Source organism: Brassicibacter thermophilus (genome assembly GCF_055378355.1).
The window spans coordinates 378,033-400,142 of the sequence record NZ_AP042446.1 but is presented as its reverse complement, the minus strand read 5'-3'; the positions used below and the strand labels follow the sequence as shown (position 1 = coordinate 400,142).

General features: G+C 28.5%; 23 protein-coding genes. 13 read left to right on the top strand and 10 right to left on the bottom strand.

Annotation, left to right across the window (positions count from 1 at the left end; genetic code table 11):
- Positions 1-8: 8 nt before the first annotated feature.
- Together ACZ41D_RS01965 and ACZ41D_RS01960 are read left to right on the top strand one after the other, a co-directional pair.
- Complete coding sequence (locus ACZ41D_RS01965; RefSeq protein WP_464152245.1) at positions 9-359, top strand: hypothetical protein; 351 nt, start codon at positions 9-11, stop codon at positions 357-359.
- A gap of 289 nt (positions 360-648) precedes the next feature.
- Positions 649-1,188: a biotin transporter BioY gene (locus ACZ41D_RS01960; RefSeq protein WP_464152243.1), complete on the top strand. Its 540-nt coding sequence runs from the start codon at positions 649-651 to the stop codon at positions 1,186-1,188.
- A 13-nt stretch (positions 1,189-1,201) separates the two neighbouring features.
- On the opposite strand, the gene ACZ41D_RS01955 is transcribed toward ACZ41D_RS01960, so the two are convergent.
- From ACZ41D_RS01955 to ACZ41D_RS01945, 3 genes are all read right to left on the bottom strand, one after another.
- Positions 1,202-2,188 carry a biotin--[acetyl-CoA-carboxylase] ligase gene (locus ACZ41D_RS01955; RefSeq protein ID WP_464152242.1) on the bottom strand — a complete coding sequence of 329 codons (987 nt, stop codon included), beginning with the start codon at positions 2,186-2,188 and terminating at the stop codon, positions 1,202-1,204.
- Positions 2,154-3,125, bottom strand: a complete 972-nt coding sequence (gene mnmL / locus ACZ41D_RS01950) for a tRNA modification radical SAM protein MnmL/YtqA (RefSeq protein ID WP_464152241.1) — start codon at positions 3,123-3,125, stop codon at positions 2,154-2,156. Before mnmL ends, ACZ41D_RS01955 begins: the two co-directional genes overlap by 35 nt.
- A 182-nt stretch (positions 3,126-3,307) precedes the next feature.
- Positions 3,308-3,949: a lactate utilization protein gene (locus tag ACZ41D_RS01945; RefSeq protein WP_464152240.1), complete on the bottom strand. Its 642-nt coding sequence runs from the start codon at positions 3,947-3,949 to the stop codon at positions 3,308-3,310.
- A 300-nt stretch (positions 3,950-4,249) separates the two neighbouring features.
- Between ACZ41D_RS01945 and ACZ41D_RS01940 the strand changes: the two genes are divergently transcribed.
- The 4 genes from ACZ41D_RS01940 (at position 4,250) to ACZ41D_RS01925 (ending at position 6,845) form a co-directional block, all read left to right on the top strand.
- Positions 4,250-4,993 (top strand): glycerophosphodiester phosphodiesterase, encoded by a 744-nt coding sequence (locus ACZ41D_RS01940; protein WP_464152239.1) that lies wholly within the window; start codon positions 4,250-4,252, stop codon positions 4,991-4,993.
- On the top strand, positions 4,993-6,207 hold the full coding sequence (locus ACZ41D_RS01935; RefSeq protein ID WP_464152238.1) for an MFS transporter: 1,215 nt from the start codon (positions 4,993-4,995) through the stop codon (positions 6,205-6,207). The genes ACZ41D_RS01940 and ACZ41D_RS01935 overlap by 1 nt, the downstream gene beginning before the upstream one ends.
- 89 nt (positions 6,208-6,296) lie before the next feature.
- A complete protein-coding gene (locus ACZ41D_RS01930) occupies positions 6,297-6,518 on the top strand; it encodes a hypothetical protein (RefSeq protein WP_464152237.1) in 222 nt (73 codons plus the stop codon).
- Positions 6,519-6,572: 54 nt separating this feature from the next.
- Positions 6,573-6,845 (top strand): hypothetical protein, encoded by a 273-nt coding sequence (locus ACZ41D_RS01925; RefSeq protein WP_464152236.1) that lies wholly within the window; start codon positions 6,573-6,575, stop codon positions 6,843-6,845.
- A gap of 54 nt (positions 6,846-6,899) precedes the next feature.
- Here ACZ41D_RS01925 and ACZ41D_RS01920 read toward each other — a convergent pair whose 3' ends face one another.
- The 3 genes from ACZ41D_RS01920 to ACZ41D_RS01910 all read right to left on the bottom strand — a co-directional run bounded on the left by ACZ41D_RS01920 (position 6,900) and on the right by ACZ41D_RS01910 (position 11,128).
- A complete protein-coding gene (locus tag ACZ41D_RS01920; protein WP_464152235.1) occupies positions 6,900-8,495 on the bottom strand; it encodes a DEAD/DEAH box helicase in 1,596 nt (531 codons plus the stop codon).
- Between the two features lie 200 nt (positions 8,496-8,695).
- Positions 8,696-10,336 (bottom strand): hypothetical protein, encoded by a 1,641-nt coding sequence (locus ACZ41D_RS01915; RefSeq protein ID WP_464152234.1) that lies wholly within the window; start codon positions 10,334-10,336, stop codon positions 8,696-8,698.
- Between the two features lie 3 nt (positions 10,337-10,339).
- Positions 10,340-11,128, bottom strand: a complete 789-nt coding sequence (locus ACZ41D_RS01910) for an ABC transporter ATP-binding protein (protein ID WP_464152233.1) — start codon at positions 11,126-11,128, stop codon at positions 10,340-10,342.
- A 236-nt stretch (positions 11,129-11,364) separates the two neighbouring features.
- Between ACZ41D_RS01910 and ACZ41D_RS01905 the strand changes: the two genes are divergently transcribed.
- The 4 genes from ACZ41D_RS01905 to ACZ41D_RS01890 all read left to right on the top strand — a co-directional run bounded on the left by ACZ41D_RS01905 (position 11,365) and on the right by ACZ41D_RS01890 (position 15,329).
- Positions 11,365-11,922: a signal peptidase I gene (locus ACZ41D_RS01905; protein ID WP_464152232.1), complete on the top strand. Its 558-nt coding sequence runs from the start codon at positions 11,365-11,367 to the stop codon at positions 11,920-11,922.
- A 292-nt stretch (positions 11,923-12,214) separates the two neighbouring features.
- Positions 12,215-12,787 carry a TasA family protein gene (locus ACZ41D_RS01900; protein ID WP_464152231.1) on the top strand — a complete coding sequence of 191 codons (573 nt, stop codon included), beginning with the start codon at positions 12,215-12,217 and terminating at the stop codon, positions 12,785-12,787.
- A gap of 143 nt (positions 12,788-12,930) precedes the next feature.
- The gene (locus tag ACZ41D_RS01895) at positions 12,931-14,124 is read left to right on the top strand and encodes an S-layer homology domain-containing protein (protein ID WP_464152230.1); all 1,194 of its coding nucleotides are present in this window, start codon (positions 12,931-12,933) and stop codon (positions 14,122-14,124) included.
- A 32-nt stretch (positions 14,125-14,156) separates the two neighbouring features.
- On the top strand, positions 14,157-15,329 hold the full coding sequence (locus ACZ41D_RS01890) for a coiled-coil domain-containing protein (protein ID WP_464152229.1): 1,173 nt from the start codon (positions 14,157-14,159) through the stop codon (positions 15,327-15,329).
- A 44-nt stretch (positions 15,330-15,373) separates the two neighbouring features.
- Here the strand turns inward: ACZ41D_RS01890 and ACZ41D_RS01885 are convergent, their stop codons facing one another.
- The 3 genes from ACZ41D_RS01885 to ACZ41D_RS01875 are packed head-to-tail and all read right to left on the bottom strand — an operon-like array spanning position 15,374 to position 17,788.
- Positions 15,374-16,129, bottom strand: a complete 756-nt coding sequence (locus tag ACZ41D_RS01885) for an exodeoxyribonuclease III (RefSeq protein ID WP_464152228.1) — start codon at positions 16,127-16,129, stop codon at positions 15,374-15,376.
- Between the two features lie 34 nt (positions 16,130-16,163).
- Complete coding sequence (locus tag ACZ41D_RS01880) at positions 16,164-16,511, bottom strand: hypothetical protein (RefSeq protein ID WP_464152227.1); 348 nt, start codon at positions 16,509-16,511, stop codon at positions 16,164-16,166.
- The gene (locus ACZ41D_RS01875; protein WP_464152226.1) at positions 16,508-17,788 is read right to left on the bottom strand and encodes a DUF1576 domain-containing protein; all 1,281 of its coding nucleotides are present in this window, start codon (positions 17,786-17,788) and stop codon (positions 16,508-16,510) included. Before ACZ41D_RS01875 ends, ACZ41D_RS01880 begins: the two co-directional genes overlap by 4 nt.
- A gap of 190 nt (positions 17,789-17,978) precedes the next feature.
- Between ACZ41D_RS01875 and ACZ41D_RS01870 the strand changes: the two genes are divergently transcribed.
- The 3 genes from ACZ41D_RS01870 to cuyB are packed head-to-tail and all read left to right on the top strand — an operon-like array spanning position 17,979 to position 21,502.
- A complete protein-coding gene (locus tag ACZ41D_RS01870; RefSeq protein WP_464152225.1) occupies positions 17,979-19,190 on the top strand; it encodes a carboxylate--amine ligase in 1,212 nt (403 codons plus the stop codon).
- Positions 19,191-19,236: 46 nt separating this feature from the next.
- Positions 19,237-20,781 carry a Mur ligase family protein gene (locus ACZ41D_RS01865; protein WP_464152224.1) on the top strand — a complete coding sequence of 515 codons (1,545 nt, stop codon included), beginning with the start codon at positions 19,237-19,239 and terminating at the stop codon, positions 20,779-20,781.
- A 34-nt stretch (positions 20,782-20,815) separates the two neighbouring features.
- Positions 20,816-21,502, top strand: a complete 687-nt coding sequence (cuyB, locus tag ACZ41D_RS01860; protein ID WP_464152223.1) for a cysteate racemase — start codon at positions 20,816-20,818, stop codon at positions 21,500-21,502.
- A 56-nt stretch (positions 21,503-21,558) separates the two neighbouring features.
- Here the strand turns inward: cuyB and ACZ41D_RS01855 are convergent, their stop codons facing one another.
- The gene (locus ACZ41D_RS01855; RefSeq protein WP_464152222.1) at positions 21,559-22,110 is read right to left on the bottom strand and encodes a hypothetical protein; all 552 of its coding nucleotides are present in this window, start codon (positions 22,108-22,110) and stop codon (positions 21,559-21,561) included.

Here is a 22,110-nt window from a genome sequence, read left to right as displayed (position 1 = left end):
AAATGGATATGTATGCATTATTTCTAATATTAAATGAATTAGAGAAAGTAGATAATATATTAGAAATATTTTATGAGTTAAAATTAGGTGCAACTACATTAGACAGTTTAGGTATGGGAAAGGTATTGTTAGAACATAATGTAGATATTAAAATACTTTCAAGTTTAAAAATGATTTTAAATGAAAATAAGCCATACAGTAAAACAATAATCAGTGTAATAAGGGAAAAAGAAACGTTAGATGAAGCAATAAATCGAATAAATGAAGAGCTTGATATTCATAATAATAATGGAATAGGTTTTTTATTTGTACTTCCAGTATTACAATGTTATGGAGGAGAATACAAAGAAACTAACTAATGGAACTATATAGTTCTTTTAGTTAGTTTTTATTTACACGTTTTCTTCATTACAGTTCCTTTAACATTTTATTTTTAGTCATAGTGATAGTATAACTATGTCATTTTACATATAAGAAAATTACATAATAAAATATTTTAAAAAATTTATAATTTGCAAAATTATGACTTTGTAGTAATTATGCAATTTTTTTATATAATATATTGTAAACTAAATTTTATTTTTTGGTTGACAATGCTTTTGAAATAAGTTATTATGTTTTCATAATATAAACAAAGGGGAATAAATCATGAAACTTAAAACAAAAGATTTAGTATTAGTATCTCTTTTTACAGCACTTACTGCAATAGGAGGGTTCATATATATACCATTAGGAAATGTACCCTTTACTATGCAAACATTATTTACTATACTATCAGGTATTATTCTTGGCCCTACATTAGGTGCTCTTTCTCAACTAGTATATGTTTTATTAGGTTTAGCTGGTTTACCTATATTTGCTGGTTTTTCTGGAGGGATATCGAGTATATTTCATCCTACATTTGGATTCATTTTAGGATTTATAGTTGCATCTTATATAACAGGTAAATTATCATCATCTAATAAATCTAAAAACTTTAGCAGATATCTTTTAGCTACTTTAATAGGAACAATAGTTATATATATATTTGGTATCCCTTACTTATATTTTATATTCAATAACTATATGGGTGTAAATATGTCATGGTCGGCTGCATTGAAATCAGGCTGTATTATATTTTTACCTACTGACATATTAAAAGCTGTGTTAGCTTCATTATTAGCAAGAAAAATTGATAAAGCAGTGTAAAAATTACACTGCTTTATGTATATCCATAAAGTCCCCTAACTGATACCTCTCCAGATATTAACTTTTTCTCTTTTCCATCGCCAAAGTCAACTAATAACTCTCCTTCATCACTTAATCCTAAAACTTTAGCTTTCATTTCCTTATTGCCATCAATTATTCTAACTTCTTTCCCTATTAATATGGAATATTTTCTGCATATATCTAGTGCTTTACCTAAATAACCAGTCTTAATAAAATCTTGATACATTTCTTCAAAAATATTTAATATATCTGCAACTAATTTTTTTCTGTCAACTTTGTTTCCACTTTCAATTAAAAGTGATGTCGCTATATTTGAAATCTCTTCAGTTATATCTTTCATTTCAAGATTAACATTTATACCTATACCTACTACTAAATAATTAATCCTATTTAGTTCACAGTTCATCTCTGTAAGAATACCGCATACCTTTTTATTACCAATAACAATGTCATTAGGCCATTTAATAAATGCTTCTATTCCCATATTTCTTACTGCTTTTGTCACAGCTGCAGCACCTATTTGAGTAACCCTTGCTAGTTTTTCTGGCTTTATATTCGGTTTTAAAATTATAGACATCCATATGCCTTTATATTTAGGAGAAGCCCAACTTCTTCCTAATCTTCCTTTCCCCATAGTTTGTTCCTCTGATATAACTATAGTACCATCTTTTACTCCCTTTGATGCCAGATCTTTTGCCTTTATATTTGTAGAATCAATAGTATCATAATGATATAATGTTCTACCAATATATTTTGTTGTTAATTTGTCTTTTATTTCTTCATAAGTTAATATATCAGGAGATGAAACCAACCTATATCCTTTTTTAGATACAGATTCTATTTTATAGCCTTCTTCTTTGAGGGCATTTATATACTTCCATATTGCAGCACGGCTTACTCCAAAACTCTCGCTTATTTTTTGACCAGATATAAAATCCCCATCATTATTTTTTAATAATTCTATTATCTTTTCCTTCATAAAAGTACACCCCATTATAATTTTTTCCTTGATAGCTATCTCTATATTTAAGTTCTTTATCTATGCCAGATAAAACAGCTAATTTATTTAAACTCCATCTTGGAGCAATCAATGACTTTTTTGCCCCATCTCCAGTTAACCTATGGATAACCATATGAGGTGGTAAAACTTCTAATGAATCAACTACCAATGATATATATTCATCTTGACTTAAAACATGAAATGGTCTTTTCTGATATAGTTCATACAAATCAGTATTTTCAAGAATATACATAAGATGTAGCTTAATACCCCATGTATTTGTATGTCCTACATATTTTACAGATTCCAAAATATCTTTCTTTTCTTCCCCTGGAAGTCCTAGTATTAAATGAGTTACTACTCTTATTCCTCTATCTTTAAGGTCACTTATAGCTTTTTCATAACATTTAAGATCATATCCTCTTCTTATTACATTAGCTGTTTTTTCATGAATAGTTTGAAGTCCTAATTCTACCCACAAGTATGTCTTATTATTAATTTCATAAAGTAAATCTAAAACATCTTCAGGTAAACAATCAGGTCTAGTAGCTATAGCCAATCCTACTATATCTTCCCTTGATATTGCATCATAATACTTTTTTCTTAAATCTTCAATAGTTGAATAAGTGTTAGTAAAATTTTGAAAATAAGCTATGTATTTATTTGTCTTCCATTTTGGAGAAAGAAAATTTATCTGTTCATCTATTTGGTTTTGTATACTTAATTTTCTAGATGCAGTAAATTCTCCGGATCCTTCTTCACTGCAAAATATACATCCTTTATTGCCAATAGTACCATCTCTATTTGGGCAAGTAAAACCACCATCTAATGAAAGCTTTATAACCTTCTGTCCAAATTCTTTCCTCAATTCATAATTTAAAGTATGATATCTTTTATCTCCCCATATTCTACCCATTAAAATTCCACCATTCTATTGAAATAATTTTCAAATTATAGTTAATCATTATTTTTAAAAACCTCTCTACTTTATTTTATTATAATATAACTTGAGAAAATTGCATAATTACTTTAATGTCAAAATTAAAGCGGAATCTTTCCTATGAAAAATCCCGCTTTAAAAAACTTCTTTATATAATTTTAATAACCTAATTCCTTATTAATAATTATTACATGTATCCTGCCCTTTTCTCTTTGTCTCTTTATTAATACATATTCATTGCAAATTCTGTCTGGGCTTGAACAATCCATGCAATGACCAGTCTTGGCACAAGGAGTATTTTTATTTAATCTTTTAGTATTAGCAGGAGCAGCTATCTGTTTATTTCTTTCAACAGCTTCACTTAAATCTTTAACAATCTTGTTTATTCCTGCAACAACTATTACTTTATCAGGTCCGTAAAGCATAGCTGCTACTCTATTTCCCGTTCCGTCTACATTGTAAAGCTCTCCATTTTCTGTAATAGCGTTACTGCTTGTAAAAAACGCATCAGCAGAAAAAGCTTTTCTAAACAAATCTTCTATCTCATCTTTACTAAGCCCTTTTTCATACCTATCTAAAAAATTGTACTTCCCACTTCTTAAGAAATCAATTATCCCTGTTTCAAATAAAGTCATGGAACCGCCTACAGCAACAGTAGCCCCTTCTTTGACAATATCTTTGATTTTTTCTATAGCTTCCTCTTCATTTTCAACAAAATAACCGCTCATATTGTTTTTCTCAAGGTTTTCAATAGTTTTTTCAACTCTCTTCTTTAAAACAAATTTAACATTATTATCCATAAACACACCCCCATATATTATATATTTGTTTACTTGAGGAATTTTTATAGTTTTGACCCTAGAGAAATTATGTAATCCCTCATTTATTAATATAAGTATAATTGATATTTATAATTATTTCAATTTCTAAAGCATATATAATTATGAAATTTTCATAATTATATAATATAGATAAGAAATTTTGCAAGTTCCTCAATTGTAAAATTTTAATTAAATCTAGTGTTTTTAAAAGGATATCACTTTTTTGTATAGAACTAAATATATTAAGTTATTACAAATATCAAGTATAGGAGGTATAAAATGTCTATTACAAAAATACATGCTCATAGAGGTGCTTCGGCATATGCCCCTGAAAATACTATGCCTGCATTTAGAAAAGCTATTGAATTAAAATCAGATTTTATAGAGTTAGATGTACATATGACAAAGGATAGAAAGTTAGTAGTAATACACGATGAAAAAGTTGACAGAACAACAAATGGCAGCGGAATGGTTGCTTTTATGACACTAGATCAAATAAAAAAATTAGATGCAGGTTCATGGTTTTCTGAAAAATATAAAGGCGTTCAAATTCCTACATTAAGAGAAGTAATGGATTTAGTGAAAAACACTCCTTTATTTTTAAATATTGAAATAAAGATAGGCTATCGTTTTTACCCAAATATAGAAGAGAAAATTATTGCTCTAATAGAAGAATATGATATGATCGACAGAATAATAATATCCTCATTTGACCACTATTCTTTAGTAAGAGTAAAAGAAATCAACCCAAAGATAAAAACTGGTATTTTATATATCGCATCCTTATTTGAACCATGGGAATATGCTAGATATGTAAAAGTAGATTATCTTCATCCAAATTACATTACTGTAACTAAAGAGTTCTTACAAAGTGCAGCTAAAAATAATTTCCCTATAAATGCTTATACAGTAAATGATGAAAAGGTTATGAAAGAATTAGCTTATGGTAAAATTTCTGGAATCATAACAAATTATCCTGATAAAGCAAAAAAAATTGTAGAAAAGATTCAGGAGGAAATGTAATGGAAAATACAAAACAATTAAAACTTGATTATAAGAAGACATTTATACTAGGCTTTGGCTTTTTTGCTATAAGCTTAGTATGGCCTCTTTATAATGTATATGTTCCGATATTTTTAAGAGATTTCTTAGACAGCCAATTTCAGATAAACGCTATAATGGTCTTAGATAATATACTAGCAGTCAGCTTAATACCATTTATTGGCTCACTAAGTGATAGAACAAACACTAGATTTGGTCGAAGAATGCCTTATTTAATGGTCGGTATACCTATCTCTGCATTGATGTTTGTACTTCTTCCTCAATATACAAGTTTTTTAAATTTTATGATAGTACTCACTATCATCAACTTCTCTATGGCCATATTTCGTGCTCCAACTGTTGCCTTGATGCCTGATATCACCCCTCCTCCTCTCAGAAGTAAGGCTAATGGTATAATAAATTTCATGGGAGGGCTTGCTTCAGTATTGGTTCTTATGGGCGGGTCTTTTCTATATGATGCAAATAGATTATATCCTTTTATATTAACAGCTATACTGATGTTTTTTGCATTATTTATGCTAATTAAGTTTATAAAAGAACCTAAAATAGGTGTAAAATCTGAAAAGCAAAAGATAAAAATCATTGCTGCAGTTAAGGAAATCATAAAAGACAATGATAAGACAACTCTATTTATATTGCTAGCAATATTTTTCTGGTTTGTAGGATATCAAGGCGTAGAAGCTACATTTAGTAATTATTGCGTTTATTTCTTAGGTCTAACTGTAAGCAGATCTTCTTTTATACTAAGTATTTTTGCAGGATCTTTTTTAGCTTTTGCTATACCTGCAGGATTTATCGGATCTAAATTAGGAAAGCGAAAAACTATTCTAATAGGATTAACAGGAGATATGGTAGTATTTATATTATTAGCTATGATCGGCACAATACTTCCTTTTATAGAAATGGTTATGCTCATCCTTATGGCTATAGGAGGATTTTTTTGGGCATTAGTAAATATAAATTCTTATCCTATGGTAGTAGCAATGACTAGCGAGGAAAAAATCGGAACTTATACAGGATTATACTACTTCTCTTCTTCCCTTGCAGCTATATTAGGCCCTCTCTTTCTTGGAGGAGTAATAGATCTTACTAGCTTTAAATCAATGTTTATCTTTACAGCATTAGCTTACGCTATAGCATGGTATTTTATATCCAAAACTAAGAAGGGAATATAAGTAAACATTCAGCTTGTGGAATCATTAAATATATTGTATAATGATAATTAAAATAGGGTAGGGGGGTATTCTGCAGGGAGGTTGCTAATATGAAAAAAATCCTAAGTAAAATTGTAGATATAATTTTAATATTGTTGATTATTTACCTTTCCTTTAGACTTCTTCAAAAAAGAGGAATTATAGACAGTAAGATTGATAAAATAGACCAAGTTCCACCTTTTACTTCAACTGACATTTATGGCAAAGAAATAAATAATGATATATTCAAAAACTACGACCTAACTATAGTTAGTATTTGGTCTCCTAAATGAAGTGTATGTATAGGAGAGCTGGACGCTCTTAATCATTTACAACCGTATTTCAATATGAAAAATGTTAATTCTGTAGGCATAGTTTTAGATGGCAAAAAAAATTATGAAAGTGCTAAAAAAATATCGGAAAATATGAATTTGAAATTTATTAATATAATACCTAGCAAAGAATTTAATAAGAATTTCGTACGAAGTATAGCAGCTACACCTACAACCCTTTTTGTTGATAGTAAAGAAAATATATTAGAAACCAGATTAGGAAGTTATGGAAAAGAAGGAGATATCCAATACTTCAAAAATAAAATTAATGAACTCCTACACCCATAAAATTTATTAATGTAAAAAGCTAAGGTTCTTTTCCTTAGCTTTTTACTTATTTCTTTATTTTCCTTTTGGTTTTGCTATCTCAACATTTATCTTGTGTCCTTTTATTTTTATATTTCTAAATTCATCAATAACTTTATCAGCATATTGTTTTGGTACTTCAATAAAAGTAAATTTATTGTAAATATCAATCTTACCTATATCTTTTTTAGAAATACCAACTTTATTTACGATAACACCTACTATATTTCTAGGACTTACTTTTTCTCTTTTTCCAATGTTTATAAACAATCTTACCATCCCTGGTTCAGCTATTACTTTTCTTTTTTTAGGTATTTCTATTTCTTCATGTTCTGTTTTCTTATTTTCTTCTAAATAAAGCTTTAAAAGTGCAGAAGATATACTAGTAGAATCATATTCTTCTTCAAGAAGGATACTTATGATTTTTTCATATTTAGAAAGCTGTCCTCCATTTATTTCATGTTTAATCTTCTCTAATAAAATATTAGTTTGCTTCTTTTCTACATCGGATAGGCTAGGAATCTCTTGTCTCAAAATTTTTGTTTTAGTATATCTTTGAATATCTTTAAGCTTATACATATCTTTTCCTGTTGCAAAGCTAAAGGCTTTTCCTTCTCTTCCTACCCTTGCAGTTCTACCTATCCTATGGACATAATACTCTACATCCTGTGGGATATCATAGTTAAACACTATGTCTATGTCATCTACATCTATTCCTCTTGCTGCTACATCAGTAGCAACTAATATGTCTATATTGCCATTTCTAAATTTCGCCATTACTTTGTCTCTCTGAGATTGTTTTAGGTCTCCATGAAGTGCATCTGCAAAATATCCTCTTCCTTGAAGCTGCATAACTAAATCATTTACACGCTTTTTGGTATTACAAAAAACAAGAGCAAGTTTTGGATTGTATATATCCAAAAGTCTAGATAATATTTCAGTTTTAATTCTCTCTTTAACTTCAAAATAATACTGTTCAATTTTAGGAACTGTAAGTTCTTTATGAACGACCTTTATAATTTTTGGATTTCTTTGATATTTCTGAGCAAATCTCATTATCTCCCTAGGCATAGTTGCTGAAAAAAAGATAGTTTGTCTGCCTTCTGGAATACTATTAACTATAAACTCAATATCATCTCTAAATCCCATATCAAACATCTCATCAGCTTCATCAAGTACAAGTGTTTTTATATTGTCAGTTTTCAAAGTCCCTCTTTTTATGTGGTCTATCACTCTTCCTGGTGTACCTATAACTATATGTACTCCTTTTTTTAAAGCTTTTATTTGCCTAACAATAGCTTGCCCTCCATATACAGGCAGTACATATAAATCTTCCTTATACTTTGACAATTTTTTTATTTCCTCTGCTACTTGAATTGAAAGCTCTCTAGTAGGACATAGTACTATTGCTTGAATCGCCCTATTGTTTGTTTCGTTCATTTCAATAAGAGGTATACCAAATGCTGCAGTTTTTCCTGTACCAGTTTGAGCTTGGCCTATTATGTCAATCCCTTTTAAAATATATGGTATAGCTTGAGATTGAATAGGTGAGGCTTCTTCAAATCCCATATCAGATACTGCTTTTTTTATTTCTTGTGATATTTCCATATCTTCGAATCTTAATTTTTCCATATTAAAAGTTTATCTTCCTTCCTTTTTTGTTTTGCTGTTTAAGTATATCTTTATTATTCCAAAAAAGCAACTAAATATTAGAGGAAATTGCATAATTACTACAAGGTCAAAATTTCTAAAATTACTTTATTATGCAATTTCCTCATTAGTTTAAACTAAAGAATATTGTATTTATATAAAAAATAAATTCTAAAATAATCTTAATCATTTAGTTCCTTAAAAGGTACATTAAATACACTTCTCCATGAAATAATATTTACAATAATTAATATCATCATGTAAATATATATCCCATAAACTGATTTAGTAGAAAAATAGTGTATCAATACCAAAATTCCCAAAATAACAAACATAGGTAAAAATATTAGTCCTTCCCCTTTATTTTGGGCTGAATTAAAGGCATTAGAAAATGGGAGTGATTTTTTTGATATCTTAAAGCAAATTATTGTAAATAGCATTATGTTTAAAAATACAACAATCAAATCTATAATTATTTTACCCTTAAATATAATCATAAATATTATGCTATCAATAATATACATAGGAAGAATTAGCCTTACTAAAATTGCTTTTAATGAACCTTTAAATATTGGAGTTGTATCATCTAATGGTACAATTCTATAAACCCATGCACCTTTATAACTTCCCGAATATCCCATAGTTGTTATTATAGTTGGAACTAATATAGCTATGAAATATATGTATAAATATAGTTTAGATGAAGGTATGCTATTCCATCCACCATTTTTTACATTATTAAATAGAAATATAAAGGGAAATATTATAGAAAAACCCAGTGAAGGATAAACTCTGAGTTTAAACACTCTTTCACTTTTTATCATATCAGCTGTAAATCTGTAGAATGTTCTTTCTTTTTTACCTTTGCATATAAGTGTTGATATAAAGTAAGAAAGCCTTTTATTTTTTACTTTATCATTACTATTATTGTTGTTTAACTTCTGCAAATTTTTCTCAAAGGAAGGAACTAATTTCACATATATAAATATGGAAATAATCGGTATAATTATAGCTAAAATTGAAAAAGTTATTATATAGAAATTTTTCATACCATTTATAAAAAACTCGAAAGGAGCTGAAAACCATATTGGTGCTATAAAATACTGCCACCATTTTGGAGAAAATACCATTTTTCCTATATCAGCAAAATCAAATAACCTTCCTATTAATTGATAGCCTATAGTTATAGCTATAGTTAAAACTATTTGAACATAATTTATTATGTCTTTTAATTTTTCCCCATCATAAAATTTTAATATTAGTAAATATATTAGAGCAGTTAACACTACTATGAATAAATCCATAAGTATTATTTCTATTAAAAATACAAGGAAAAATACTATTCCATGCTTAAACAGCCCTGCTATAAGTGGGATACCGCAGATAGCAGCTGTAATATAAAACATATAAATTAATATATGTACAATTTTTGCTATACTTAATGTCTTACTATTTACTGGTTTTGTTAATATTATATTTTTATCTCTTATGTCCAAAAGTACTGAAGAAAAATCAGAAACCATAGATGTCATAATCATAAACATAGATATCCCAAATACAATACTCATTTGAAATAAATAGTTTTTACCAAATAAAATAAATGGAAGCATAATTGCGCTTATTATTAAGTACATCCATAAGGATTTCACGAAGTTGTTTCCTTCCTTTTTCATTGATGAACTATTCATTATAGTAGGTACTCTTCTTCCGTCTAAAGTAAGCTTTACTTGAAGTATTTTTCTCATTATTTCATAATCTACTCCAAGTCTTTCAAAAAATCTTCTAAACTTGTCTATAACTTTTAAAGCTCTAAAATTTTCCATACCCTACACCTCTTTAACTGTAGATACAAACTGGTTTGCTATTTCTTTATGCTCATTAAATCCTGTAAGTTGATTAAATATTTCTTCTAGAGATCCTTCTGTAGATTTAGTCTTTAATTCATCAAAGCTTCCATCTGCAACTATTTGTCCTTGATTTATAAGAACTATTCTACTGCTTATTTTTTCGACAACGTCCATAATATGAGAAGAATAAAATATAGTTTTCCCTTGATTAGCTAATTCACTTAATACCTCTTTAAATACCATAACACTATTAGCATCCATTCCACTTAAAGGTTCGTCTAAAAATAATATCTCTGGGTCATTTAATAAGCTTGATATAATCAACACCTTCTGCTTCATACCTTTTGAATATGAAGATATCCTAGAATCATAAACATTACTTATATTGAATAAGTCCATAAGCTTTTTAGCTTTTTTGTCAGCTTTCTCATATTCAAGTCCATACAATTCTCCTACAAAAGTCAGGTATTCTCTTGCAGTTAAATTATCATACATATCTGCAGTCTCAGGTACATATCCAATCTTTGCCTTGTATTCTACAGAACCATCTGATATATCGTGTCCTAATATTTTTACCTGTCCTTTATATCCTCCAATAATGCCTAACATTATTTTAACTGTAGTACTTTTCCCTGCGCCATTTGGACCTATATATCCGATAATTTGTCCATTGTATACATCTAAATTTATTCCTTTTAATACTTTCTTAGTTCCAAAGCTCATTTCTAAATCCCTTATGGCTATTACTGGATCATTTTTATTTTCCATTATATCCTACCTCCATACAAATCTTATTAAATATATACTACTATATTTTAAATCATATTTCCATTTTATATTTTGATATAAGTTTTTATTTATTTGTCCAAATTTTTGTTCTAAATGATAACTGTCAGCATATACTTAAAAAGTAAACAACGAAATGTACATGTATCTATATTATAAAAAATAATTAAAACATAACTTATGTTAATAAATATAAGTAAACAAAAGGGGATGATTTTTTGTTAAAAAAAATTTTTAGATGGATAACAAATATATTTATTATTTTCCTTATATTTATAGTCACTTTATCATTTTATTCAGTTATAAAAGCAAGAAGAAATCTTCAGGAAATACCTTCCATATTGGGATATAAACCTATGTCAGTATTATCTGGAAGCATGAGACCTAGTCTTGAACCTGGGGACATGATAGTAGTAAAGGAAATAAAACCAGAAGATGTTAATAAGGGAGATGTCATAACATTTAGAATGGACTCAGATTCATTAGTGACACATAGAGTAGTAGAGGTACTAAACCAAGGTAAAGAAATTAAGTTTAGGACAAGGGGTGATGCAAACAACACAGATGATAGTAATTTAGTTTCTTCAAAACAGCTAATAGGAATACTAGCATTTAATATCCCTAAAGGAGGTTACATAGCAAACTTTATAAGAAGTCCATTTGGTTTTATATTTTTAATATTAATACCTATTATATACTTGATAGCTAGTGAACTTAAAAAAACATTATCTGAATTAAAAAACAGTAAAAATGATAATCCTAAAAAACAAGCTTAAGAACTTGCATAATTACTAAAAAGTCAAAATTCTCAAATACTTTATTATGCAGTTTCCACACTAAAAATCTTTAAACTAAAGTAATTATTTATTTTTAATATACTAATATATTTAGAAAAAAATAAGCAATGTATGAAAAAACATATTAGGAGGTGAGAAGTATATTCAAAAAAACAAGACAGGACTATCTCCGTCAAGATAGCCCACCTTAAAATGAAATACAAAAAACTTTTCATTATTATTGTATCAAAAAAATTAAAAAATAGTATGGGACTAAAGGAGGAATTTGTAAATGAAAAAAAGATTAGTTTTAATATTAATGTTAATTGGACTATTAGCTTTTGGTGCAGGATTAGGAACATATGCTTGGTTTACAAGTAGTGCTACAAGTGAAAACAATGTTTTTGAAACTGGTACATTAGAAATTGGCGGTATTGGAAATAGTGAATTTACTACTAATTTAAACAATGGTAATAATATATATCCAGGATGGGAAGCAGGAAAAAAAATAACTGTTACAAATACTGGATCACTTGATTTAATGTACAGAATAAAAGATATCGAATACGTAAGTGGAAGTAAAATTCTTTTTGATGGTAAATATAAAGAAGATAATAATAATCGTCAAGATTGGAATTATCTACAAGTGAGTTTTGGAGATGATGAAAATTGGTATTACATAAATCAATTAAAAAACTATTATATAGGTAAAATTTATACTGATAATAGAGATGGAAACTTTTACATAAAATTTAGATTGCCAGAGAAAGCAGATAACAAATATCAAGGTAAGAATGTTACACTCAAGTTTAACCTTGAGGCTACTCAAATCGGTAATACTAGTTGGCAAATACCAAAAAATTAAAAGTGGCAGTTAATTTTTAGGATTATCAAAAGTCCAAAACCTAGAAATAAATCAGGTATGTGGGCTTTTGAACTTCTTTTTTATAGAGTTGCGGAGAATCTAGTTTTGCATTCTCCTCAGCTCTATAGATAGGAGGTGAATAAATGCATAAAATACAAATATTAAAGATAACTTCATTGTTATTATTAATTGTTATTACTTTCACATCATTTTTTTATACAAACAATCAAATAGCTTATGCTAATAACAAAATTCAACCAGACTTAACCCTATATATTCATGGAGAAAAATCTAATGGTGGTCCTATATTTCATACTAAAGGGAATATAGGCAATGGCTTGTGGGCTCCAGGAATAACTAGAAGTGGAACTATTAGAATATATAACAATTACTCAGATAGAATAAAAGTTACAAATTTGGGACTAAAAATAAAACTAGAAAAGCTTCAAGGTGAGGAATATACTCCTGTTGAAGATGAAAAGTTATATGAACTATATGCTAAAAGTATGAAGCTAACTATAAAAAAAGGAACTATGCTCATATTTACAAATACAATATATGATAAAAGCTTTTTTGAAATGCTATACATCAAAGATAATAAAAATTACCAAGGCTATGACTTACCATTAAAAAATAAATTTAATATTAGAAAAAACAAATATATAGACTTAGAATATACGGTTCACATGGATGAAAATGCTGGAAATGAACTTCAAGGTCTAAAAGCAACAGTAGCTTTTATCATTAACTCACATGAAAATCCAGAATATCAGAAACCTGATAATAATAAGAAAGACAAAGCTATTGATACTGATGGTCATTGGGCACATGATTGTATAGAAACATTATTAGAGCATGGAATCATACAAGGTTATCCTGATGGCACTATAAGACCTGAAAACTATATTACTAGAGCAGAGACTGCAATACTTATTGCAAAGGCTATAGGACTAGAAGAGAAAGAAGGCTTTACTGGATATATAGATCCTATACCTGCTTGGGTAAAAGGATACATAAAAGCTGGTACTGAAAATGGGTTTATAGAAGGATATCCAAATAAAATGTTCAAACCAAATAATAATATAACTAGAGAAGAAATGATAACAGCAGCTATGAGAGCATTTAATAAAAAAATAGATGAAGAATTTGATATTAATTTTACCGATAAGAATGCTATTCAAAACTGGGCATTTGAATATGTTAGGGCTGGTGTATATATGAATATCATAGAAGGGTATCCTGATGGGACATTTAAACCAGGTAATAACATAACTAGAGCAGAAGCTTTTACGATTATATGTAAATTATTAGGATACCATGAAGAACATAAAAATTGATTTAATCAAAAAATTGAGGAGGTGAATTTGTTGTGAATAATAAAAAGAAAAAGTTATCTAGTGTTATATATAAAACAATAATCGTGTTAATAGGAGGAGCATTAGTAGCATTAGTATTTATAGTAAACATAGACACCAGTTCTTGGTTTACCAGTCAAGTTCAAAATAAGATAAAAGTAAGAGCAGCTACTACTGAAGATATAATTGAAGATTTTAAGATTATTGAAAATAATGATGGCTCTTTTAAAATTAAGATTAGAAAAAATAAAAATTTAAACTATAATCCAACAGTTTTCTTTTCAGTTGAAGGAAGTGTAAAGGATTATATACTACATATAAATCCAGTAACTTTAAAAGATGAAGAATGTTCTATACCTATAGAATTAAATATAAATAATAAGCAATTTATTAGTGCATTATTCAAACGTAGGAGCTATCCTATAAAAGGAACTATAAGGTTAAAGTATCTAAATAACTATATTGACGAAGAAAAGGAAATAAGTTTTTCACGAAAATATTTGATGAATGAATTTTGGAAAGCTTTGTTAAATAAAAATAATGATAAAGATACTGTAGATTTGATTGAGCAAATAGCACAGCATGTTGATTGGCAAAATGAAGAACTTTTACAAAAAAAACTAGAAGCTAAAGCTGATATGACTAATAAAACAGAAATTAACGTGCCTAGTATAAGTAAAATTATATTATCCTCATATCAAAATCAAATTCTAGATGTTATAGCACCTAGACTTATACCTCACATAGAAAAACTTTATAGTAATATTGAAAATTTAACTAAAACATTAAATGAAAAAATCAATGAAATAAAATCACTTAATCAGTTTGTAGAAGAATGTAAATCACAAATTGAAACTTTAAATGAAGAAAAACTAGTCTTAGAAAATGACAATACCATTTTAACAGAAAACATTCAATCTCTTGAAGATACTAATACTGAACTTAATAAAAATATTGTAGAATTAAATAAAACAATAGAAAAATCAAATAAAAAAATAGATAGTCTTTCTGATAGTAATAGTAAATTAAAAAGTGAAAATAATTCATTATCACAAAAGTTAAATGATTTGACTGATGAAAATACAGATTTAAAAAAAGAAGTGAAAGATCTGAAACAACAGATATTAGAATTAACTACAGAAGAAGACAATGATATTACAGTTCCAGAAGAAGTATATGGTGATTAACAAAATCAGGCTTAAAATTCAAGCCTGATTTTGTTGCCTTTATGCTAAATATCTATCTCCAAAGCTACAGGACAATGGTCGCTTCCCATTACAAGAGAATGTATCTGTGAGTCTTTAAGAAAATCCTTTAACCTCTCTGATACGATAAAGTAGTCTATTCTCCATCCTGCATTTCGTTCCCTAGCCTTTCTCATATATGACCACCAAGTATATGCATCTTTTTTGTCTGGATAAAAATATCTAAAAGTATCAATAAAACCAGAAGATAATAACTCAGTCATTTTACCTCGTTCTTCATCTGTAAATCCCGCATTCCTAGTATTAGTTTTTGGGTTTTTTAAATCTATTTCTTTATGAGCTACATTAAGGTCACCACATAAAATAACGGGTTTTTTCAAATCCAATTGTTTTAAGTAATTTCTAAATGCATCCTCCCATACCATTCTATAATCTAGTCTTACTAATTCTCTTTTACTATTTGGAGTATATACATTAACTAAATAAAATTTATCAAATTCTAATGTTATTACTCTGCCTTCTTGGTCGTGTTCCTTTATACCTATTCCATATTTAACAAATAGTGGTTCTTTTTTAGTAAACACTGCAGTACCAGAGTAACCTTTTTTTACTGCATAATTCCAATACTGTTTATATCCTTCTAGTTCTAAATTTATTTGCCCTTCCTGTAACTTAGTTTCTTGTATACAAAATATATCTGCATCTACAGAATTAAAATATTCTAAAAATCCTTTTCTTACACAGGCTCTAAGTCCATTGACATTCCAAGAGACCAATTTCATAATATTTCCTCCATAAATTTATTATAAATACATATTAAACATCCTTGTATCTAATCAGTTTAATCTCAATTAAAGGTTTTTCCCACTTAATTGTCGCTTCATCCACCATCATACCTACTAAGCTAATTTCTTGGTCTTCATAATCTTCTCCTGTAAGCTGCCAATAATATTCCTCTATCTCTGATTCTCTTGTAACATTTAAAAGTTCTTCAATATACTTAATCTCCTCATCAGTACAACATGTACTATTTGTTTTGAAAATAATTTCAAATTTGTCACCCTTATCTTCCACACAAATTTCAACCTTTTTTGAAGAATTGTTTAAACAAAAGTTGAGTAATTCGCTTACTATCTTAGATACCTTTTTTATTTCTATATTCATTTTCTATATACCTCCTTATTAAAGGCTTCGGCAAGTGGAGCCAAAATTGCAGCGACGATACCTCCGGCAAGTCCGTTGTTATATAAATTTATCCCTCCATGCAGTTGTATTACATTTGTTACTACTGAAAGATGTAAAAATCCAGCAATAATACCTAATAACCATCCATAAGCTCCCGCAAGAGGTGCAATTGTTGTTCCAAATAAAGCTGAAATAATTACTGTTGTTGAAGACTTATCTAAAACATTAATACTGCTTGCTAGGTAAACCCCAATTAATATTGGAATAGAATTCATAGGATGATTACCAAAAGCTGAAAAACCAACAACTGTTAATATACCTGCTATTATAGGTCCATTAAATGTTCCTCCCGATATTATAACATATAATATACATATAAGGCCCATAATGCCCATGTTTATATATGTTATTCCATATCCTTCTAGGATGGTAAAATCCGTAACTATTCTACCAGTATATTTGAATATTCCAGCATAACGTTTAAGCCCTTGCCTGTTAAACAACATTACGCCAATAGCAATTAAAATAACAAATAAAACAATTAAAATATTTCTTAAAAACATGCTGTAATTATTTGAAAGAATACTTTGAGTTTTTATAAATATCCCAAAACTTCTCAAAATAGACGCTATTAAAGTACCAATCATTCCTCCTGTGAATCCTATATTATATAAATTATACCCATCGTGAAATCTTACCATACTAGAAGATAATGGGGTTATTATAAAACCTATTAATATTCCTACAGTTATTCCTAGAGGTATAGAAATCACTTTTGATAAATTCAACCCTAATGCTATTTCACTTATTACAGGGGATAAAGAAGTACCAAACATTAGTATTAGTATTATACTTTTTAAATGTGTTTTTTTATATTTTGAATATAAATAACCACCTAAGTAAATAGGCCAAATATTCACTATATTTTTACCAATAAAAGCAAATCCAGTAATAGTATATGTAGCAGCTATTAGCATACCATTAACTTTCAATTTAAAAATATGTAAAATAATTATGCTAATTAATGATAAAATGCCTGCGTTAAGAAATGCTGCTCCAATACCTCCTACTTCAATGTAATCTGTTAAAAGTATATCTGGTGCAATGATTATATTATATAATCCTCTTAATATATTTTGGGGTGAATCCATTATAAAGGCGAGACATATTAATCCAACAGGCAAGATAGAAAGAATTAATAAGTTAGTAATTCTTTTAACATGAAAATGATCTTTTTCTATAATATATTTCCTCAATAAAACACCTCCACATTTTTATTTAGTTTTTAGGGTAATTATATCATCTATAAAACAATTTCTCAATCCTTAATTACCTTGCTATATACAAGTAATTTGTATATAATGAAAGTTGTAATAAGTTTCAAAAATGGTAAGAATAAAGTATACAAAGATTAATAAAAGAAAGTAACGGTTAGGAGGCAAAATTATGCAGAACAAGGCAGTTGTTCTCGGTGCCAATTATTATATAGGGCTAAGTATTATTCGTTGTTTAGGAATTCATGGTATAAAAGTAGTAGCAGTAGATTACTCATCAAAAGGCACTTATGGATTCCACTCAAAGTATTGCTCCGAAACGTTAATTGCACCTCATTATAAAAAAGAACCTCAAAGTTTCCTTAACTTTTTAATTGATTACGCAAAAAAACAAGAAGCTCAACCGGTATTAATTCCAAGTGCAGACCCTTATGTGGAATTTGTAGACGAGCATTTAATGACATTACGCAAATATTTTCTAATTCCCCAAACACAACAAGGATTATACACAGAAGTCATGAATAAAGAAACTCTTCACAGTTTGGCAGCGAAACATGGTGTATTAGTTCCTGAAACAGTACGTGTTGATGAAGAAAATTTTATCCAAAAAGTAGAAGAAATAATAAAATACCCTTGTTTAGTAAAACCTACTGATTCTGCATCTTTTGTATCAAAATTTAGAAAAAAAATGTTTAAAGTATATAACCGTGATGAATTAGAATCATCAATAAAAGCAGCTAAAAATGCTAATCTTGAGGTTATTATCCAAAGGATTATACCAGGATTTGATGACCATATGTATACTTTTGATGCATATCTAAATCAAGACAGTAAAGTAACTCACTGGGCAACATGTCAAAAATACCGTCAGTACCCAATTAATTTTGGTGCTTCTGTTTATACTACACAAAAGTATGTTCCAGAGCTTTATGAAATAGGATCAAAATTTTTAGAAAGTATAAAGTGGAAAGGATTTGCAGAAATTGAATTTAAAAAAGACGCCGAATCAGGTAAATTCTATTTAATAGAAGTCAATGTTCGTATTACTAACTTTAATAATCTGCTATATAAAATAGGTCTTAACATACCTTATATAACTTATAAGGAATTAACAGGTGAACCTATTAAGCCATATGCAGTTACCCATGATACAAATTTAGTATTTTGGTACGCATTTGAAGATTTGTTAGCTGTTCGAAATTATATTAAGACTGGACAACTATCTTTTTCACAAGTATTAAAATCTTATTTTAAACATAAAGCATATGCTATCTGGGATTGGAAAGACCCTATGCCTTGGTTTGCATTCTCTAATAAACTTTTAGGTCGTGCCTTTAAAAAAATATTCAAGCCTTTTAAAAAAACAAGTGATAAAATCGCATAATCGCTATAGATTCAAAATCTTATATAGAGAAGAAGGAGAGGTACAAATGGCTAAACTCTATGATTTACTTAAATCAATCGATGTTATAGAATCGTGGAATGAAAAAAACATAGACATCAAAGGTATTGCCTATCATTCAAAAAAAGTTACCCCAGGCGATATTTTTGTATGCATAAAAGGATATAAAACAGATGGACACCGTTATATTCTAGGAGCTGTGGCAAATGGAGCTGTAGCTATAATAGTTGAAGATTATCAAGAAGGTTGGAATATACCTCAATTCCGTGTAAAAGACAGTAGGAAAGCATTGGCTGCTTTAAGTGATAAGTTTTATGGCAATCCTTCTAAACATTTGAAAGTAATCGGCATCACTGCAACAAATGGTAAAACAACAACTTCATTTATGACTAATGCTATCTTAGAAAAACATGGTTTAAAAACTGGACTTATTGGAACTGTAATGGTAAAAATGGGTGATTACTATGAACCGTCCAAACTTACAACTCCAGAATCGCTAGACCTTCATCGATACTTCGCTCAAATGAGAAAAAGAAATATAACTCATGTAACAATGGAAGTTTCATCTTCTGCATTACAATTAAATAGGGTCGGAAATGTAGATTTTGACATAGTAACTTTAAATAATATAAGCAGAGAACATATTGATTTACATGGTTCTTTTGAAAATTATTTCAATTATAAGGCTAGTTTAATACGAAATGCTGGTCCAGATAAATGGGCTATTTTAAATTTAGACTGTCCATATTCTGCGTCATTAGTTAATGAAACAAAGGCTCATGTATTAACATTTGGCATTGAAAATAAAGAAGGAGATTTAAGGTGTAAAAATTTAGACTTATCAACTGGTAGGGCTAAATTTACAGTAGAAATACAAAAACCGTTCAAAGTAGATGAAAAAGAATACAAACCAATGGAATTTGATATACAACTATCTATACCAGGTTATCATTCAGTTTATAATTCAATGGTTGCTATAATGATAGGTTTACTCTGCGATATACCAATATCTACAATACAAGAAAGCCTTCGAACATTTAATGGTGTTGAAAGAAGGTTTGAATTTATATTTGAAGATGATTTTAAAATCATAGATGATCATTTTGCTAATAGTGGTAATATAAATATAACGTTAGAAACATTGAAGTTTATGCATTATAATAACCTTAATATAGTATATGCTATTAGAGGTGGACGAGGTACTACTGTTAATAGAGAAAATGCAGAAACAATTGTAAAATGGGCACCAAAACTTGGATTAACTGAAATAACTGCAACATTGAGCAAATCTCATGTTGAAGAAAAAGATGTGGTTACTGATGATGAACTATCAGTTTTCTTAGATGTTATGTCTAAGGCAGGAATAAAGGTCAATTTGTATGAAGAATTGCCTGATGCTATATCACATGCTCTATCTGAAAAAGAACCAGGAGATATTATACTATTAGCTGGCTGTCAAGGAATGGACTACGGGGCACAAATAGCATTACAAATATTGCATAAATCAAGACCTTACCTAAGTAAAGAAAAACTATTTGAACCACTTAAAAATAGAGTTGCAGGTATAGTATAAAAGTTCTAACTTTTATATTGCAAGGAGGTCAAATATGAATGATAAAATTATAGGGATTATTGGCGGTATGGGACCTGAAGCAACAGCAAACTTTTATTTAAAGATTATTAAAGCTACAAAAGCCAAAAGAGACCAGGACCATTTCCGTGTAATAATAGATAGCAATTGTAAAATCCCTGATCGTACTGAAGCTATATTGAATAATGGTGAAAGCCCTGTTAATGCTTTAATTGAAAGCGGTAAAATTTTAGAGTCGTCTAATGTAGATGTTGCAGTTATACCATGTATAACTGCTCACTATTTTATAGATGAAGTTCAAAAACATTTATCTTATCCTATATTAAATGCTTTAGAAGAAGTGCGTAAATATATTATCAATAATTATCCTAAGGTTTCTAAAATAGGTGTATTAGCAACTTCAGGAACTATAAAAACAGGATTGTTTGAAAAATACTTAGGCAATTTAGATATTATTTATCCACTCCCTAATACACAAACACAGAAAGTAATGGAAGCTATATATGGCGAAAAGGGTATAAAAAGTGGTAATATTGATGAACCACTAGAGTTACTAAAGGAAGCAAGTAACGAATTAATTGAAAATGGTGCTGAAGTTTTGATTTTAGGATGTACAGAAATTCCCTTAGCACTAAAACAACATCATGTTTCTAAACCGTTAATCGATCCTATGGAAGTACTGGCCAATGTAGTGACTAAGTAATATTAAAGGCTATAAAACTAATAGTTTTATAGCCTTTTTATATACGGCGAAATATTTTAAGATTCCTCAGTAAATGATTGCTTAAAGTAATGAGTTGATACCATCAAATAAATTCGCAAAATAATAAATACAATTCCAATTATGATAGTTAAATATGTTATATTAAATATAAGTGCAAAAACCATAACTATAGTACTTATCAATGAAACTATAATATAAAATCTTAGTTTTCTAGTATTCTCTCCAGCTATATCTGTATAGTCATTAGAATTAAAATATTCAATAGATCCTTCAAAGTATTTATAAAATAAAAGAATCTCCATAACAAAGTTAATTATTGTCAATATTTCACCAAATATAAAATAATTAATTAATTCAATCGATAAGATATTAGTAATTCCACCTACAATGCTTATGACAACTGTAATAATAGCAAAATTTTTTGCTTTATTAAATGCTTCTATATGAGTATCCTTATACAAAGAATCTAATCCACTTAAAACAATTAAAAAGCCAATAAATGATGGAAGTATTTTTATCCCTCCAATGTTTATGTTAAAGGTAGCAATAAAAATACCCCAAAATATTTTATTATATGCATTATTCAT

Bases quoted from the DNA above. Each gene is read 5' to 3' on its own strand.
- ACZ41D_RS01965 (WP_464152245.1), top strand. From the start codon at position 9: ATGTATGCATTATTTCTAATATTAAATGAATTAGAGAAAGTAGATAAT.
- ACZ41D_RS01960 (WP_464152243.1), top strand. From the start codon at position 649: ATGAAACTTAAAACAAAAGATTTAGTATTAGTATCTCTTTTTACAGCA.
- ACZ41D_RS01955 (WP_464152242.1), bottom strand. From the start codon at position 2,188: ATGAAGGAAAAGATAATAGAATTATTAAAAAATAATGATGGGGATTTT.
- mnmL (WP_464152241.1), bottom strand. From the start codon at position 3,125: ATGGGTAGAATATGGGGAGATAAAAGATATCATACTTTAAATTATGAA.
- ACZ41D_RS01945 (WP_464152240.1), bottom strand. From the start codon at position 3,949: ATGGATAATAATGTTAAATTTGTTTTAAAGAAGAGAGTTGAAAAAACT.
- ACZ41D_RS01940 (WP_464152239.1), top strand. From the start codon at position 4,250: ATGTCTATTACAAAAATACATGCTCATAGAGGTGCTTCGGCATATGCC.
- ACZ41D_RS01935 (WP_464152238.1), top strand. From the start codon at position 4,993: ATGGAAAATACAAAACAATTAAAACTTGATTATAAGAAGACATTTATA.
- ACZ41D_RS01930 (WP_464152237.1), top strand. From the start codon at position 6,297: ATGAAAAAAATCCTAAGTAAAATTGTAGATATAATTTTAATATTGTTG.
- ACZ41D_RS01925 (WP_464152236.1), top strand. From the start codon at position 6,573: ATGAAAAATGTTAATTCTGTAGGCATAGTTTTAGATGGCAAAAAAAAT.
- ACZ41D_RS01920 (WP_464152235.1), bottom strand. From the start codon at position 8,495: ATGGAAAAATTAAGATTCGAAGATATGGAAATATCACAAGAAATAAAA.
- ACZ41D_RS01915 (WP_464152234.1), bottom strand. From the start codon at position 10,336: ATGGAAAATTTTAGAGCTTTAAAAGTTATAGACAAGTTTAGAAGATTT.
- ACZ41D_RS01910 (WP_464152233.1), bottom strand. From the start codon at position 11,128: ATGGAAAATAAAAATGATCCAGTAATAGCCATAAGGGATTTAGAAATG.
- ACZ41D_RS01900 (WP_464152231.1), top strand. From the start codon at position 12,215: ATGAAAAAAAGATTAGTTTTAATATTAATGTTAATTGGACTATTAGCT.
- ACZ41D_RS01895 (WP_464152230.1), top strand. From the start codon at position 12,931: ATGCATAAAATACAAATATTAAAGATAACTTCATTGTTATTATTAATT.
- ACZ41D_RS01885 (WP_464152228.1), bottom strand. From the start codon at position 16,129: ATGAAATTGGTCTCTTGGAATGTCAATGGACTTAGAGCCTGTGTAAGA.
- ACZ41D_RS01880 (WP_464152227.1), bottom strand. From the start codon at position 16,511: ATGAATATAGAAATAAAAAAGGTATCTAAGATAGTAAGCGAATTACTC.
- ACZ41D_RS01870 (WP_464152225.1), top strand. From the start codon at position 17,979: ATGCAGAACAAGGCAGTTGTTCTCGGTGCCAATTATTATATAGGGCTA.
- ACZ41D_RS01865 (WP_464152224.1), top strand. From the start codon at position 19,237: ATGGCTAAACTCTATGATTTACTTAAATCAATCGATGTTATAGAATCG.
- cuyB (WP_464152223.1), top strand. From the start codon at position 20,816: ATGAATGATAAAATTATAGGGATTATTGGCGGTATGGGACCTGAAGCA.
- ACZ41D_RS01855 (WP_464152222.1), bottom strand. From the start codon at position 22,110: ATGAATAATGCATATAATAAAATATTTTGGGGTATTTTTATTGCTACC.